Source organism: Acinetobacter harbinensis, assembly GCF_000816495.1.
Lineage (GTDB): Bacteria > Pseudomonadota > Gammaproteobacteria > Pseudomonadales > Moraxellaceae > Acinetobacter > Acinetobacter harbinensis.
Map to the genome: position 1 here is coordinate 1,421,737 of NZ_JXBK01000001.1, position 15,870 is coordinate 1,437,606.

At 41.1% G+C, this 15,870-nt stretch carries 13 protein-coding genes; 3 read left to right on the top strand and 10 right to left on the bottom strand.

All coding sequences use genetic code 11. The features are described 5' to 3' along the window. Window positions 1-416: 416 nt before the first annotated feature. The 8 genes from purD to SE27_RS06665 all read right to left on the bottom strand — a co-directional run bounded on the left by purD (window position 417) and on the right by SE27_RS06665 (window position 8,803). The gene (gene purD / locus SE27_RS06630) at window positions 417-1,700 is read right to left on the bottom strand and encodes a phosphoribosylamine--glycine ligase (RefSeq protein WP_039621934.1); all 1,284 of its coding nucleotides are present in this window, start codon (window positions 1,698-1,700) and stop codon (window positions 417-419) included. A gap of 154 nt (window positions 1,701-1,854) precedes the next feature. After that, window positions 1,855-3,429 (bottom strand): bifunctional phosphoribosylaminoimidazolecarboxamide formyltransferase/IMP cyclohydrolase, encoded by a 1,575-nt coding sequence (purH, locus tag SE27_RS06635; RefSeq protein WP_039621936.1) that lies wholly within the window; start codon window positions 3,427-3,429, stop codon window positions 1,855-1,857. 93 nt (window positions 3,430-3,522) lie between these two features. Then, entirely contained in the window at window positions 3,523-3,792 is a 270-nt protein-coding gene (gene fis, locus SE27_RS06640; protein ID WP_039621938.1) for a DNA-binding transcriptional regulator Fis, read from the bottom strand. Window positions 3,793-4,178: 386 nt separating this feature from the next. Beyond that, window positions 4,179-5,051: a DUF3426 domain-containing protein gene (locus tag SE27_RS06645; RefSeq protein WP_039621940.1), complete on the bottom strand. Its 873-nt coding sequence runs from the start codon at window positions 5,049-5,051 to the stop codon at window positions 4,179-4,181. A 7-nt stretch (window positions 5,052-5,058) separates the two neighbouring features. After that, window positions 5,059-5,973: a 50S ribosomal protein L11 methyltransferase gene (gene prmA, locus SE27_RS06650; RefSeq protein ID WP_039621941.1), complete on the bottom strand. Its 915-nt coding sequence runs from the start codon at window positions 5,971-5,973 to the stop codon at window positions 5,059-5,061. 244 nt (window positions 5,974-6,217) lie between these two features. After that, window positions 6,218-7,093, bottom strand: a complete 876-nt coding sequence (locus tag SE27_RS06655; RefSeq protein WP_039621944.1) for a bile acid:sodium symporter family protein — start codon at window positions 7,091-7,093, stop codon at window positions 6,218-6,220. Between the two features lie 340 nt (window positions 7,094-7,433). Further along, window positions 7,434-8,312: a bile acid:sodium symporter family protein gene (locus tag SE27_RS06660; protein ID WP_039621945.1), complete on the bottom strand. Its 879-nt coding sequence runs from the start codon at window positions 8,310-8,312 to the stop codon at window positions 7,434-7,436. 143 nt (window positions 8,313-8,455) lie between these two features. Beyond that, complete coding sequence (locus SE27_RS06665) at window positions 8,456-8,803, bottom strand: hypothetical protein (RefSeq protein ID WP_039621947.1); 348 nt, start codon at window positions 8,801-8,803, stop codon at window positions 8,456-8,458. Between the two features lie 253 nt (window positions 8,804-9,056). On the opposite strand from SE27_RS06665, the gene mnmG reads away from it, so the two are divergent. After that, window positions 9,057-10,937, top strand: coding sequence for a tRNA uridine-5-carboxymethylaminomethyl(34) synthesis enzyme MnmG (mnmG, locus tag SE27_RS06670; protein ID WP_039621950.1), 1,881 nt, complete (start codon window positions 9,057-9,059; stop codon window positions 10,935-10,937). A 246-nt stretch (window positions 10,938-11,183) separates the two neighbouring features. Continuing rightward, window positions 11,184-11,510 carry a hypothetical protein gene (locus tag SE27_RS06675; protein ID WP_039621952.1) on the top strand — a complete coding sequence of 109 codons (327 nt, stop codon included), beginning with the start codon at window positions 11,184-11,186 and terminating at the stop codon, window positions 11,508-11,510. Between the two features lie 58 nt (window positions 11,511-11,568). Here SE27_RS06675 and glnG read toward each other — a convergent pair whose 3' ends face one another. Next, complete coding sequence (gene glnG / locus SE27_RS06680) at window positions 11,569-13,050, bottom strand: nitrogen regulation protein NR(I) (RefSeq protein WP_039621954.1); 1,482 nt, start codon at window positions 13,048-13,050, stop codon at window positions 11,569-11,571. Continuing rightward, entirely contained in the window at window positions 13,037-14,146 is a 1,110-nt protein-coding gene (gene glnL, locus SE27_RS06685) for a nitrogen regulation protein NR(II) (protein ID WP_039621956.1), read from the bottom strand. The genes glnG and glnL overlap by 14 nt, the downstream gene beginning before the upstream one ends. 359 nt (window positions 14,147-14,505) lie before the next feature. Here glnL and rimO point away from each other — a divergent pair, with 359 nt between their 5' ends. Next, window positions 14,506-15,849, top strand: coding sequence for a 30S ribosomal protein S12 methylthiotransferase RimO (gene rimO, locus SE27_RS06690; protein ID WP_039621958.1), 1,344 nt, complete (start codon window positions 14,506-14,508; stop codon window positions 15,847-15,849). Window positions 15,850-15,870: the final 21 nt, after the last annotated feature.

The following is a 15,870-nucleotide window of genomic DNA, read 5'->3' on the forward strand; positions in this document are numbered from 1 at the left end:
TATTTTGACTCAATCAAAATTTTCCTTATCATAGCAATAAATCTATATGCAATATAGTGAATAAAAACTCAACAATTAGCTTTATTTTTGCATAGTAAAAGATAATTTTTGATAAATTAGTTATTAAAAACAATGTATTAAATAAAATATTAACAATAAATGGATCATTTTTTATTTTACAGCGCTCTTTATAACTTTTTTTTCAGTGCAAAGCTAAAAAATAGATAATAGGTGAAGTGTGCTTTATAGGCTATTTTTTATAAAAATTGTTTATTATCGTGATTTTATCTAATTTTCTTTATCGAGCCCAATATTTTAAAGTGTATTTATTTTCATGAAGACTCATGCTTTTAACGTTGATAAAAAGTAAAAAAGCCTGCTGAGTGCAGGCTTTTTTATAATAATTCTAAAATGGCTTAAGCGTTTTCACGGGCAATGGCACGGTAGCCAATGTCTTTACGATATTGAGCGCCATCAAAAGTCACTTTTTCACACAGCGCTAATGCTTTGGCTTGTGCTTCACCAATGGTATCGCCAAGTGCGGTTACACACAGCACACGACCGCCAGCAGTGATCACTTGGCCTTTTTCATTATTTGCTGTACCGGCATGGAAAACTTTAGCATCAGTCATGACGGTGTCTAAGCCTGAAATCACATCGCCTTTACGCACTGTTTCAGGATAACCTTCAGCCGCCAACACGATTCCTACGGTTTTACGCGCATCCCATTCAGCTTGTGCCGGTAGTTGACCTTTAATTCCAGCTTCGACCAGTTCAACCAAAGATGATTTTAACCGCATCATAATTGGTTGTGTTTCAGGATCACCAAAACGGCAGTTGAATTCAATGACGCGCGGTTGACCTTGTTCATCAATCATGAGTCCCGCATACAAGAACCCTGTATAAGCATGGCCATCGGCGGCCATACCATCTACAGTTGGACGCATCACTTCTTTCATGACTTTATCAAATACGTCAGCTGTAACCACCGGCGCAGGAGAGTAGGCACCCATACCGCCAGTATTTGGCCCTTGGTCTGCTTCAAAAATACGTTTGTGATCTTGTGAGGTTGCCATCGGTAAAATGTTATGACCATCAATCATACAAATGAACGAGGCTTCTTCACCATCTAGGAATTGCTCAACCACCACGCGTGAACCGGCATCACCAAACTTATTGCCAGACAACATGTCATCAATGGCCTCAAAGGCTTCTTGATTGGTCATGGCAACAATCACGCCTTTACCCGCAGCTAGCCCATCGGCCTTGATCACAATCGGTGCGCCATTTTTTTCGACATAGGCTTTCGCGGCAGCCACATCGGTAAAGACATCATAAAAAGCAGTGGGAATGTTATGACGTTTTAAGAAATGTTTGGCAAAGGCTTTAGAGCCTTCTAATTGTGCTGCAAATTGTGTTGGGCCCCAAATTTTAACATCGGCCGCGCGGCAGGCATCAACCACACCATTGACCAGCGGTGCTTCTGGGCCAACAATCACTAAATCCACCTGATTCGCTTGAGCAAATGCGATAATGGCTGGATTGTCTAGAATATCTAAATCGACATTTTTACATTTAGGTTCAGTGGCTGAACCTGCATTGCCCGGTGCGACAAAAACTTGAGTGACATTTTCATCCTGAGCGATTTTCCATGCCAATGCATGCTCACGACCGCCACTACCCAAAACTAAAATATTCATTTCTGATTCCTTCGGTGAGATCCAGCTTCATCCTTCTAAGCTTTAATCTTCTTTTATGTAACAGAAGAATTAAATAATTTTTCTGCGCAACCTATATATGCAGAAAAACCCTCCTTAAGCAAAAGAGGGTTAGGATAAAGACTGTATAGATTAATTAGTGACGGAAGTGACGCATACCGGTGAACACCATGGCAATACCAGCTTCATCTGCTGCTGCAATGGTTTCTTCATCACGCATAGAACCGCCCGGTTGAATAATGCATTTAATGCCTGCTTTGGCCGCGTTATCAATACCATCGCGGAAAGGGAAAAATGCATCCGATGCCATCACTGCACCTTCAACCACAAGTCCTGCATGTTCAGCTTTAATGCCAGCAATACGTGCAGAGTTAACGCGGCTCATTTGACCTGCGCCAACACCAATGGTTTGACGATTTTTAGCATAGACAATTGCATTGGATTTTACATATTTTGCAACTTTCCAAGCAAAGATTAAATCGTCAATCTCGGCATCCGTAGGTGCAACTTTAGTGACCACTTTAAGATCATCTTTGGTGATCATACCCAAATCTTGTTCTTGAACCAATAAACCGCCATTGACACGTTTGTAGTCAAGCTGTTGATTACGTGCATCGATGTGAGGTAAAGCACCGCAGACCAATACGCGGACATTTTTCTTCGCGCCTGTGACGTCAAGTACACCATCGGCAATACTTGGAGCAATAATTACTTCAACAAATTGACGATCAACAATCGCTTGAGCCGTTGCAACATCTAATTCGCGGTTAAAGGCGATGATGCCACCAAAAGCCGATTCAGGATCAGTTGCATACGCTAAATCATATGCGGCTGCAATACCCTCTAAAGACACTGCAACGCCACATGGATTGGCATGTTTAACAATTACACAAGCAGGTTTTGCAAATGATTTCACACACTCTAGTGCTGCATCAGTATCGGCAATGTTGTTATAAGAGAGTTCTTTGCCTTGTAATTGCTGCGCAGTTGAAACAGATGCTTCAGTTGCAGTGCTTTCGACATAGAAAGCCGCAGATTGATGCGGGTTTTCACCGTAACGTAAATCTTGCGCTTTATTCAATTGTGTATTGAAAGTACGCGCAAATTTATCCGCTTGATCTTGTTCTTTGCCGACGCGAGCGCCCAAGTAAGAGGCAATCATACCGTCATATTGCGCAGTATGTTCAAACGCTTTAACCGCTAAATCAAAACGTGTGGCATGAGACAACGCACCCTTTGCTTTCAGCTCATCAATCACGCTGTCGTAATCAGCGGCATTCACCACAATACCGACAGATGCATGATTTTTTGCCGCAGCACGGACCATGGTTGGGCCACCGATGTCGATATTTTCAATCGCATCAGCCAGTGAGCAGTTTGGTTTAGCAACTGTCTCTGCAAATGGGTATAGATTAACCACGACTAAATCAATGGCATCAATATGGTGTTCTTGCATCACGGCTTCGTCTAGACCGCGGCGAGCTAAAATGCCGCCATGAATTTTTGGATGCAGCGTTTTAACGCGACCATCCATCATTTCTGGAAAACCTGTGTGCTCTGAAACTTCAATCACTGCGATATTGTTGTCTTTAAGCAACTTATACGTACCGCCAGTAGATAAAATTTCTACCCCAAGAGCCACAAGATTTTTAGCAAATTCAACGATCCCTGATTTATCAGATACAGAGATTAAAGCGCGTTTAATAGTCATGATTTTGGTCAACAATATTAAAGGTCTAGATTAAAACGGTAAGCAAAGAGAAGATAAAAAAAATGCCCACGGTAACCGCGAGCATTTTATCATTTATTCACTCATTAAACCGTGAGCTTTCAACTTTTTGCGTAGAGTGCCTCGGTTGAGTCCGAGGATCTCGGCAGCGCGTGTTTGGTTACCGCGCGTATATTCAAGAACTACAGATAAGAGAGGTTTCTCCATTTCTGCCAGCACCATGTCATATACTTGAGAAGGTTGCTCGCCTTGCAATTGGGAGAAGTAATGACGAACTGCGCGATCTACGTGAATACGAAGAGCGACATCAGATTGTGCAGTAAAAATAGGAGATTTGCTATTCATGCGAAGTAATCCGAAAAATCAAATATCACTTGGGTAAAGAGATATAAAAGTGGTCTAAAAATTAAATGAACTCTCGTTTTAGGTCCTAAAACGGAAGCTCTAAAACTGGTACATTTAGCTTGCCACAACTCGACGTTCTGGTCGAAAAATAAGCGTAACAATAGATTAATATTTGTTACAGACCAAAATCAAAACAAAAAATCTACTCAATACGCCATATTTGGATAAAGCGCATATAAGCTAAACTATATTTGTCGTGAAAATAGCGAGGAGTTTGCAGCACAAAGCTTTCGTGGCGCGTATGATAGCATTGTCTCAGAAAAAGTGAGCAAGAAAACTGCATTTTTTTCATATTTTTTTGTTTTTTTTGATGCTTTTGTTGGATATTACGGCCGAATAATTTCCAAATTGTAAGTGTCAAAGCTTTTACGTGACACAGGAAGGCTGAACTTGAATTTAAAAGGACTATTTTGTGGGATTCGTTGGATACGGCTTAAGCTTTCCACCAAGTATTCAGAAGATCGAATAGAGTAGACCGCAGTCACTTGTCCTTTATTTTTTAAATTCACCCGAATAATGGGTAAAGCTAAACTTTTAGAATGGTAGTTAATCAGCTGCCCGCTAAACTGAACTTCCTGTGCTGAGATTTGCTTTAATTTAACTTTGTTGATGGAAATCAGACGATAGTTTTTATCTGAAAATGAACAATTCACAGCCTGACATGCACTATTGAATAATGCACTGAGTGCCGGACTATTGTTTAAAACTCTCGGATTAAACCAAAAAAACTGAAAAACCAGCAAGCTGATTAAGGCAATATTGACCAAGCTCCATAGAATATAATATGAAGGCCCGTGTTTTTTCTCTTGTTCGGATTTTTCAGCCCAGTTTAAGGCAGGATAATTGCCAATCGGCTCTTTACTGAAATAGTTAAGATTATTGAGATAGGTTTTTAAATCAATATTTGAGTTTTCTACTTTGCGATCAAAAATGTCTAATAAATGTTTCGCTGGTGGTTCTTGATCGGTAAAAATATTTTCATAGCTGTCGTTGTTTTGAGCGTAATCCGCTGTGATGGACATCACAGCATTGGATTCAGGTTTGGCAAGTTCTGCTTTTTGTGCAACCAAATGAATTAATGCATTAAAGTTGGTTGAGCATTTAGCACAACAAACCATGCCCTTAGCAACTGTTAGTTGAGCCACTGTGACTTTATATTTGGTCAAACAGTTAGGGCAGTAGGTTTGTTTTTCGCTCATAGTCTATTCAGAGTTTGAAAGGGGTATTGAGGCGCTTTCCGGAAATGCGGCACCAATGTTCGTCACGTTTTTCGACCTGTAGTATATCAAAAAAATCAGAATAAACATTAGAAACATCAGCTACTTGCTCGTCTAGTATTCCTGCAAGTGCGAACTCGCCCTCAGATTTGATTAAAGTTGCGAATTCAGGCGCAAGCATCATCAGTGGGCCAGCCAGAATATTAGCCACAAAGACATCGGCTTTTTGATCGGCCAACGCTAGATTAAAGTCTTCGGGTAAACCGACATACAATTTGTCGAGTACGCCATTTAATTCAGCATTTTGCTGGGTTGCCAGTACTGCTTGTGGATCAATATCGGTGGCATACACTTTTTTAGCACCAAGTAGTAGTGCAGCTACGCCTAAAATACCTGAACCACAGCCATAATCGATGACCACTTTATCTTTGACATCGGTATTGCCTAACCATTGTAAGCATAAGAAGGTGCTGGCATGGTTGCCTGTACCAAAAGCAAGACCCGGATCAAGCTTGATGTTTACGGCATCTGCATCAGGCGCTTGCATCCATTCCGGCACAATCCAATATTTATCACTAATTTGAATGGGCTCATAAGCATCCATCCATGTTCGTTCCCATTCTTGATCTTCAATGAATTCATGCGTGAGTGGCGCAGCAGGCAGTTGTAGGGTAATAAAAGTGATTAACGCATCGACATCAATGGTTTCGTCATCTTCTTGTGCATAAATCCCCGTGACAATCACTTTGTTCCAAAGGGGCGTTTCACCCGGAAGCGGTTCCAGTAAATCCTGATTTTCAGCATCATCTAAAGTTACGCTGACCGCACCCAGTGAATTAAGCAGTGTTTCAGTAAAATCAACTTGAGCTTGCTGAACAGTAATATGAATTTGTAACCACTTCACAGAGATACCCTAAATGTATATTTTAAAAATGCCATTGTAACGGAATTGTGGCTGAATCCCCTAGAATTTGTTGAATATTCAAAAATGCAAGGCACCGTCTAGATAGCTCAATTGAAAGCTGGGTAATAGAGGCCATCCGGCTGAGGTTAAAATGTTTTGAGCATCTCACAACAAGGTACTGATAAATTTAAGCCGGCAGAATCACCGGCTTAAGCAGTGTAAATCATTGTGTATTTAAAATGAGTTAATTCAAGACCGCCACCGGTTGCGGTGCAAACCGATTTAACAGCATGCCAAATACTGCAGCGAAGACATACATGAAAATAGAGTATACGGCCGCAGGCATTGCTACGGTTGAACTGGCCATTACAGTCAGTGCAATGGTCATAGCAAGGGTGCTGTTGTGAATACCAATCTCAAAAGCACATGCGCGAGCTTGAGCGCTATTAATGCCTAAAATACGCGGTACAAAATAACCGACGATTAAACTGCAGAGGCAAAAAACCACGGTGGCCAAGCCAACTTGGGCTAAATAGTCTAAAATTTGATGACGTTCTTTGGTAATGGCACCGATAATAATCAGAATTAAAAAGCTTACTGCAAAAATCCGCAGCGGTTTATTCACTTTCTGCGTAAAGTTCGGCGCATAGTGTCGAATCAGCATGCCAATGCCAACCGGAATAATAATAATGGCGAAAACTTGTAAAATTTTACTCAGCTCTAAATGAATTTGTTGTCCATCATTCATAAAATGTTGAATAGAAAAATTCACAATTAAAGGTAGGGTAAAAGCCGCAATCACCGAGTTGATCGCGGTTAAAGTAATATTTAACGCAATATCCCCTTTAAATAGATAGCTAAATAAATTGGCCGTACTGCCCCCTGGCGATGCTGCAAGCAGCATTAAGCCCACTGACAGCAGTGGCGGGAGCGCTAAAACCTTACAAATAATAAAGGCAATACTCACCAGAATTACCAATTGGCAAAAGAGTGCAATCAGCACCGCTTTGGGATGTTTCGTGACTCGGGCAAAATCTTGAAGTCTAAGTTCAAGGCCTAGACCGATCATGATAATGGCCAGTGCTAAAGGCAGTAAAATGGTGATGATTCCTGAATCCATTCGAAATCTCCTGTTCGAGTTAGATTTTCTGATTAAAAATAAGTTTTTATTCTGTGGGTTGTTCTAAGTTTAAGTTGTATTACGTTTTAATCTTTATGTGTAATGATTCAAGAATATATCCACTTTAGGGTGGATGGGTCTTAAAGCTTAGAACAAGGTATAGCGAATAAACCATTAAGATGAAAGCTTGATGCGCAACTTTAAGCGCTTGCTTAATCAAGTTTTTTTCACGCACTAGATATAGGGTCTTGTTTTTTGCTGTGTCATTCATTTTATTTAATCGAAATGACACAGCTGTACATCATAAAATCGCTTTAAAAGTTCAGCAATGTGGCGAATTTTAAGTGTGGTATTTTTTGCTGGGTAAAATAGAGCGTCTGGTTAAGACATAGCCAAATAAAAAGGTGAAAAAATACATAAACAGTGAGTAAATGCCGGCAGGTAAAGCAATCGTACTGTTGGCCAAAACAGAAAGTGCGATCGTTATGGCAATACTGGCATTATGAATACCGGTGACAAAGGCGCATGTACGTGCTTGTTGCTCTGCAATGCCAGCAAAGTACGGCAGTAAATAGCCGATGAATAAGCTGATTAAGCAAAATAATGCAGTGGCAAGACCAATTTCGGCAAAATATTCCAAAAGATTATGCTGTTCTTTATATAAAGCATAGAAAAAGATCAACAGTAATAAGAGCGCCGAAAGTATGCGCATCAGTTTATTAAGCCGAGGCATCAGATTGGGGATCATGGAGCGTAGCAACATGCCGACACCCACTGGAATCAAAATGATTAAAAAAACTTGTAGAATTTTATCCGTCGGCAGGGTAATACTTTGCTGATCACCCAAAAAATAATACAGCGAAAGATTGACAATAAAGGGTAGCGTAAACAGGCAGATTAGCGTGTTCATAATCGTGAGCATAATGTTTAATGCCACATCGCCTTGATATAGATAGCTGATTAAATTTGCACTGGGGCCACTGGGTGATGCTGAAAGTAACATTAAGCCGACAGCTAAGAGGGGCGGTAATTTTAAAAATACACAAAGTAAAAAAGCAATGCCCACCAAAACAATCTGCTGTGTAAATAGTGCCAAAAATATGGCCTTGGGCTGAAGCTTTAAGCGAAGAAAATCTTTAATACTGAGTTCAAGCCCCAAGCCTGTCATCATGATAGCAAGGGCAAGAGGTAAAAAAAAAGTGAATAGCCCTGAATCCATGTAATATCCTTATAATGGCTTTTCCTTAAAAACACTTTGATTTTAAATAATTTGTTTAAATTAGCAATCAAAAAAATGAGCAAAAATATTAAAATCTTTGCCCATTTTCTGAACTGGTTAACCAAATAAGAGAAATATAACGATTAAGGACGTGGTGCTTTAAATCCCAATGCGCATTTACCTTTAATTTCTTTGCCTTCAATGTTGATTGAGGTCGCTTGAGGATTGCTTTGACAAATAGAGTTTAATTCGGCTTCATCACCTTTAAGCATGACTTTAGATGAAGAGGGGAGAAATTGAGTTTCGCACGTGCCATTCCAAATAATACCACGATAAGCAAAACTGACCGGTGCGCCTTGCATTTTACCCTTACATACCTGGTGATACTTTTGTGCATTATAGGTGCTTTGAACTTTATCATTGGCAAATGCTGAAAAGGACGCTAAATATAGACCACACAGCATAGTCGAGAGGAAAATATTTTTATTCATCTTTTATACCTTTGTTTGTTATGGATCAATCTATAGCTTAAAAAATAACCAGAATAAAACAAGAGTAATCAGGTAATCTTTATCGGCTAAATGTTTTATTTATACGGCAGCTGTGCAAAGCAAAATTACATTTTAATGCCTGATGATGAATAGGGTGTTGAGGCTGGATTGTTAAAATCGACGTATTTTGTCAACTTATTTTGCGAAGTTTTGATATAATGCTCTGTCATTCTTTTTTATCTCTCAAACCATTATGCATTATCCTAAAGTTTACGATGTCATTGTTATCGGTGGCGGTCACGCAGGTACCGAAGCAGCCCTTGCTGCGGCGCGTATGGGTCGACAGACTCTGCTCTTAACTCATAACATTGAGACTTTGGGGCAGATGAGCTGTAATCCAGCCATCGGTGGTATTGGTAAATCGCACTTGGTGCGTGAAATTGATGCTCTAGGCGGTGCTATGGCATTGGCGGCCGATAAAAGCGGTATTCAATTTCGTATTTTAAATTCGCGTAAAGGCGCTGCTGTTCGTGCCACACGTGCGCAAGCCGACCGTATTCTTTTTAAAGCCGCGATTCGTGAAACTTTAGAGAATCAAGCCAACTTAGATATTTTTCAACAGGCAGCCGATGACTTAATTGTTGAGGGCGACACGGTTAAAGGTGTGGTCACGCAAATGGGTATTCGCTTTGATGCCAAAACGGTGGTATTAACCACTGGCACATTCTTGGGTGGCGTCATTCACGTTGGACTTGAAAAATCAAGTGGTGGTCGTGCCGGTGATCCACCCTCGATTTCCTTGGCAGCGCGTTTACGTGAGCTAAATTTACCGGTAGGACGTTTAAAAACCGGTACACCACCACGTATTGATGCGCGCTCAGTTGATTTTTCTGTCATGGATCAGCAACCGGGTGACTTTCCATCGCCGACTATGTCCTTTATGGGTAATGCCTCGATGCATCCGCAACAAGTGAATTGCTACATTACCCACACCAATGAGCGTACGCATGAGATTATTCGCGGCGGACTTGATCGCTCACCAATGTATACCGGTGTGATTGAAGGGGTGGGGCCGCGTTATTGCCCATCGATTGAAGATAAAATTCATCGCTTTGCTGATAAAAATTCGCATCAAATCTTTTTAGAGCCTGAAGGTTTGACCACGCACGAACTGTATCCAAATGGTATTTCAACTTCTTTGCCGTTTGATGTGCAATTTGAATTGGTGCGTTCAATCAAAGGCATGGAAAATGCGCATATTTTACGTCCCGGTTATGCCATTGAATATGATTATTTTAACCCGCAAGCGTTAAAATTCTCACTTGAAACCAAAGCCATTAGCAACTTGTATTTTGCTGGGCAAATTAACGGTACAACGGGTTATGAAGAAGCCGGTGCACAAGGTTTGCTGGCCGGTCTAAATGCCGCCCGCCGTGCTTGGGATCAAGAACAATGGACGCCAAAACGTGATGAAGCGTATATGGGTGTGTTGGTCGATGATCTAATTACGTTAGGCACCAAAGAGCCGTATCGTATGTTTACTTCACGCGCCGAATATCGTTTGATGTTGCGTGAAGACAATGCAGACCAACGCTTAACCGCTATCGGGCGTGAGCTAGGTTTGGTGGATGACACCCGTTGGGCGGCATATTGCGAAAAGATGGAAGCGGTAGAAAAAGAAACTGCACGTCTACAACATTTGTGGGCAGCGCCGAATAATCCAATGGGTAAAAAATTCGTTGAGATGACGGGTGCTGATCTATCGAAAGAATGTAGTGCTATTGATTTATTGAAACGTCCAAATATCAATTTTGCTCAAATTGCTGAGTTAACTCAGTCTGAAGTGACTCCATTTGTCGGTGAGCAAATTGAAATTGCGGTAAAATATGCCGGTTATATTAATCGTCAGCATGAAGATGTTGCGCAGTTAAAACGTTTGGAAGATACTCTTATTCCCGTTGATTTTAACTATGATATTGTCTCCGGTTTATCGCGTGAAATTACCTTGAAATTAAAAGATGTACGACCTGAAACATTGGCACAAGCCAGTCGTATTCCGGGGCTGACACCTGCTGCGGTACAATTGATCATGATTACGATTCGTAAAAACACCCAGACCAAACAGTCTGCTTAATTGTAGCCATAAAAAAAGCCCGCATATTGCGGGTTTTTTTATGACTACAATTTAAAGCGCATCAAGGATACTTTGCTTTAAATCGGCTTTAGCGGATAAGATTAAAGCGATTTGATGATGATTAATGTGCTGATTAAATAAATGTATTTATCCTTGAAGATGTTTTTATTATAAAAACAGCTGGAAAGCACAGCGAAGTTTAAATAATTTGCTAAAATATAAAACTAACACACAGATTTCTTTTATATGCCTTATCAACTTATTGCACTGGCCATTGAGGCAACCGACAATATCAGCTGTCCGCACTGTCAACATCTCGTGATTAATTGGGCAGAGGAGCAATATGTACAACCGTGTGTGCATACCTTATTTATTGCCATGGATATTGGTTTTGAATATATCACCGATGAATTTGAACAGACCATGCCACGTTCTGTAGATGATCTGCATGCGCATGACGATCAAGTGAATATGTTTGCAGAGATTACCCAATCAAGCTATGCCGATTATTTGGTTTATCAATCTGATTTAGGCATTGCAGGCTATTCACGTTATATTGGTTTTACGGCTTAAATGCAGTGCAATAAAAAAGCTCCTCAATGGAGCTTTTTTATTTTTAGTCAAATTGGGGTTAAATTTCGACTATTTCATCTTCAACGTCATCTTCAGCGGTATCCATACCCAATTCTTTTAATTTGCGCGTTAAAGTATTGCGTCCCCAACCCAACAGTTCAGCTGCGTGACGTTTGCGTCCACGGGTTTGTTGCAGTGCTGCGGTAATTAAGGTGCGTTCAAATATTGGCGTGGCAATATCTAAAATTTTCATCTCACCATTTTTAAGCTTTTGTACTGCCCAATCATTCAATAAAGCATCCCATTGTGGTGCTAAAACTAAATCTGCCGCAGGATCACGCGGCGCATCATCTACTAAGCGTTGAATAGGGATTTGTTTCAATTCTGCCGGTAAGTCTTCAGGATAAATTTCACGACCAGTGATCATGACGGTTAGCCAGCGACAGGTGTTTTCCAATTGCCGCACGTTGCCTTGCCAAGGTAACTGCTGCATATAGGCTTGGGTTTCTGGGCGTAATATTTTGGCATTGACGCCCAATTCTTTACCCGCGCGCGCCAAGAAGTGCTGCGCCAAGACCGGAATATCTTCACTGCGATGTGCAAGTTTTGGAATGTGAATCCGAATGACATTTAGGCGGTGATAGAGATCTTCACGAAAGCGTCCATCATGAACTAATTTTTCAAGATCTTGATGGGTGGCTGCCACAATACGTACATCCACTTTGATGGGAATATGGCCGCCAACGCGGTAAAATTCACCATCAGCCAAGACACGCAGTAAACGAGTTTGTGTTTCAAAGGGCATATCGCCAATTTCATCTAAAAACAATGTGCCGCCATTGGCTTGCTCAAATCGTCCTTGACGTTGTGCATTGGCACCAGTAAATGCCCCTTTTTCATGGCCAAATAGTTCGGTTTCAATCAAATCTTTGGGAATGGCGGCCATATTTAAGGCAATAAAGGGTTTGCTGCTGCGCGGTGAGTGGCGATGTAGCGCATGTGCAACCAACTCTTTACCTGTGCCCGATTCACCATTAATCAGTACGGTAATATGCGATTGTGATAAACGGCCAATGGCACGAAAAACCTCCTGCATGGCAGGAGATTCACCCAAAATTTCTGTTGATTTAATAAAAGGCGCGGCTTTGGCGGATTCTTGCTGCTGCAATTTGGTGATGTGTAAAATGGCGCGATTCACCAAGGCTAAGGCTTCATCGATATCAAACGGTTTAGGCAGGTACTCAAACGCTCCAGTTTGATAACTGGATACGGCAGATTCTAAATCTGAATGCGCCGTCATAATAATCACCGGTAAATCAGGATGAGTGTTTTTGACTTGCGCTAAAAAGCTCAGGCCATCAATGCCGGGCATACGAATATCACTTAAGATGACATCGGGCGTATCCAGCTTGAGTTGATTGAGTGCCGATTGTGCTTCTTCAAAACTGGTTACCTCAAAACCTTCTTCTTTAAAGGTCTTTTCCAGTACCCAGCGCATGGCACGATCATCATCAATGACCCATATTTTATTTCGTGGCATGACGCGACTCCCAAGGTAAATATAAGCTAAAGATGGTTTTTCCGGCAATGGACTGACATTCAATCATTCCGCCGTGTTGATGCATAATATTTTGTGCAATGCTTAAACCCAATCCAGTGCCATTGGCACGACCAGTGACCAGTGGATAAAACAAAGATTCGAGAATATCTTCTGGAACACCGGGGCCATTGTCGGCAATATCAATACGTACTGCAGAGCGATTTAACACCCCATTAATCGTGACCAAGCGCTGAATACGCGTGCGTAAGATTAATTCAGGTTGATGCTCGACAAAAAAGGCCGGATTTTCTAACATGGCTTGTAGTGCATTGGCGCTGATGTTAAGCATGACTTGAATCAGTTGATCTCGATCTGCCATCACATCCGGTAACGACAAATCATAGTCACGGATAATTTTAATTTTTTGTTTGCTTTGATTGTTGATAAGCGCGCGCGCACGCTCTAAGGGTTCATGCACATTGACCAATTGATAGCTGGGTAATTGACGCGAACCCAACATGGTATCGGCTAAATTGCGTAAACGATCGACTTCACTAATAATAATGTCGGTAAATTCTGAATATTTTGGGTCATTTAAGCTGCGTGCTAGAAGTTGCGTCGCACCGCGAATTCCGCCCAGCGGGTTTTTAATTTCATGCGCAACGCCACGAATTAGTTGCCGTGCCACTTGATGCTGTTGAATCAGGTTTTCTTCTTTGGATATTTTTAACATCCGATCAATCGGATTTAATTCAATTAACAGAAGGGGGTGGTAGGATTTTTGAGCATTAATTTCTGAGACCGTGTAGTCAACATGAATGTCTTTAAAATTCACACTAATGGTGGCTTCACGTCGGGTATAGGGTTGTCCGGTACGAAAGGTATTCAGGAGCGCGTCTTTGGTGTTGAATTCATCATTTGGCATGTGCAATAAGTTTAAAACAGGCTGCCCCGAAGCACGAAGTAAGCTGATGTCAAATAGTGACTCACAAGAAGAGTTTAAATAAAAGATATTCAGTTGCTGATCGACCAGTAAAATGGCAGTGGTTAAGTTATCCACCAAAAGCCGATAATCAATAGTAACGGTGTGGTCCATTAGCGAAATTGTCCTGTATAAAAAAGCGTAATGGCCTCTGCATTTCTTCTCATTTAGAGCCTATTAAAGGCTTAAGCAAATAAGAGATTATTGAAATAAAGCAAAATGTACGCCAACTTTAAGTAGTGATGTGAATAAGAGTTTTGATGTCCTAAAGTCGGCTATTGTTGTTATTTAATCGCAGAAACTTAGCCTTATAGTAAAGCAATTAAAAGTATTAGTGAACCAAAATGGTGCAGTGAAAAGATTTGCTAAAAATTTAGCCATATTTTAGTGCGTTATATAAAGAGTCGGCTTTCTGTCTGTTTTTATGATTGGAAAAGACATACAATACGCGCATTATAGTGGAGCAAAGATTCATGAAGTCCCCCAAAGTCGGTTTTGTTTCTTTAGGTTGTCCTAAGGCATTGGTAGATTCTGAACGAATTTTAACCCAGTTAAAGACTGAAGGTTATGATGTGGCATCAGATTATGAGGGTGCTGATCTGGTTGTTGTAAATACCTGTGGTTTTATTGAATCAGCAGTACAAGAATCCCTAGATGCAATTGGCGAAGCCATCAGTGCAAATGGCCGCGTGATTGTGACGGGTTGCTTGGGTAAAGATGAAGAAAAAATTCGTAAAATGCATCCTAGCGTCCTGAAAGTAACTGGGGCTGCGGCATATCAAGAAGTGATGGAGGCCGTACATCAGTACGTACCTGAACCACCAAAGCATAATCCGTTTATTGACCTTGTCCCTGAACAAGGTATTCGTTTAACTCCGAAACATTATGCCTATTTAAAAATCTCAGAAGGCTGTAACCATCGCTGTACATTCTGCATTATTCCAAGTATGCGTGGTGATTTGGTTTCTCGTCCTGTGGGTTCAGTGTTAAGCGAAGCACAAGCATTAAAAAATGCTGGCGTAAAAGAAGTATTGGTCATCTCCCAAGATACGTCAGCGTATGGCTTAGACACCAAATACAAACTCGATTTTTGGAATGGTCAGCCAGTCAAAACCAAGTTCTTTGACATGTGTGAAGCCTTAGGTCAACTCGGTATTTGGGTGCGTTTACATTACGTTTATCCTTATCCGCATGTCGATGCGGTCATTGATCTAATGGCGCAAGGTAAAATTTTACCGTATCTGGATATTCCTTTTCAGCACGCCAGTCCACGCATCTTAAAATTAATGAAGCGTCCAGCGCATAGTGAAAACACTTTAGAGCGTGTCAAATTGTGGCGTGAAAAATGTCCTGAATTGGTCATTCGCTCCACTTTTGTGGTGGGTTTCCCCGGTGAAACTGAAGAAGATTTCCAAATTTTGCTGGAATGGCTTAAAGAAGCACAGCTGGATCGCGTCGGTTGTTTTACCTACTCACCAGTAGAAGGTGCAACCGCCAATGATTTACCCGATCATGTGCCAGAAGAAATTAAGCAAGAGCGCTATGAGCGTTTCATGCAAGTACAGCAAGATATTTCAGCCGCTAAATTGCAAAAACGTATTGGTCAAATTATGACGGTACTGGTGGATGATTTAGAAGATGAATTTCCAGTGGCTATCGCACGTTCGTATGCCGATGCACCAGAAATTGATGGCAATGTCTTTGTTGAAGATATTGATCGCAATCTGATTAAATCAGGTGATTTGCTTGAAGTGGAAATCACTGATGCCGACGAATACGACCTCTATGCCAAGTTAATTCAAGTCAAGTCGGCTTGATTGCGCATTAAAGTCTACAAA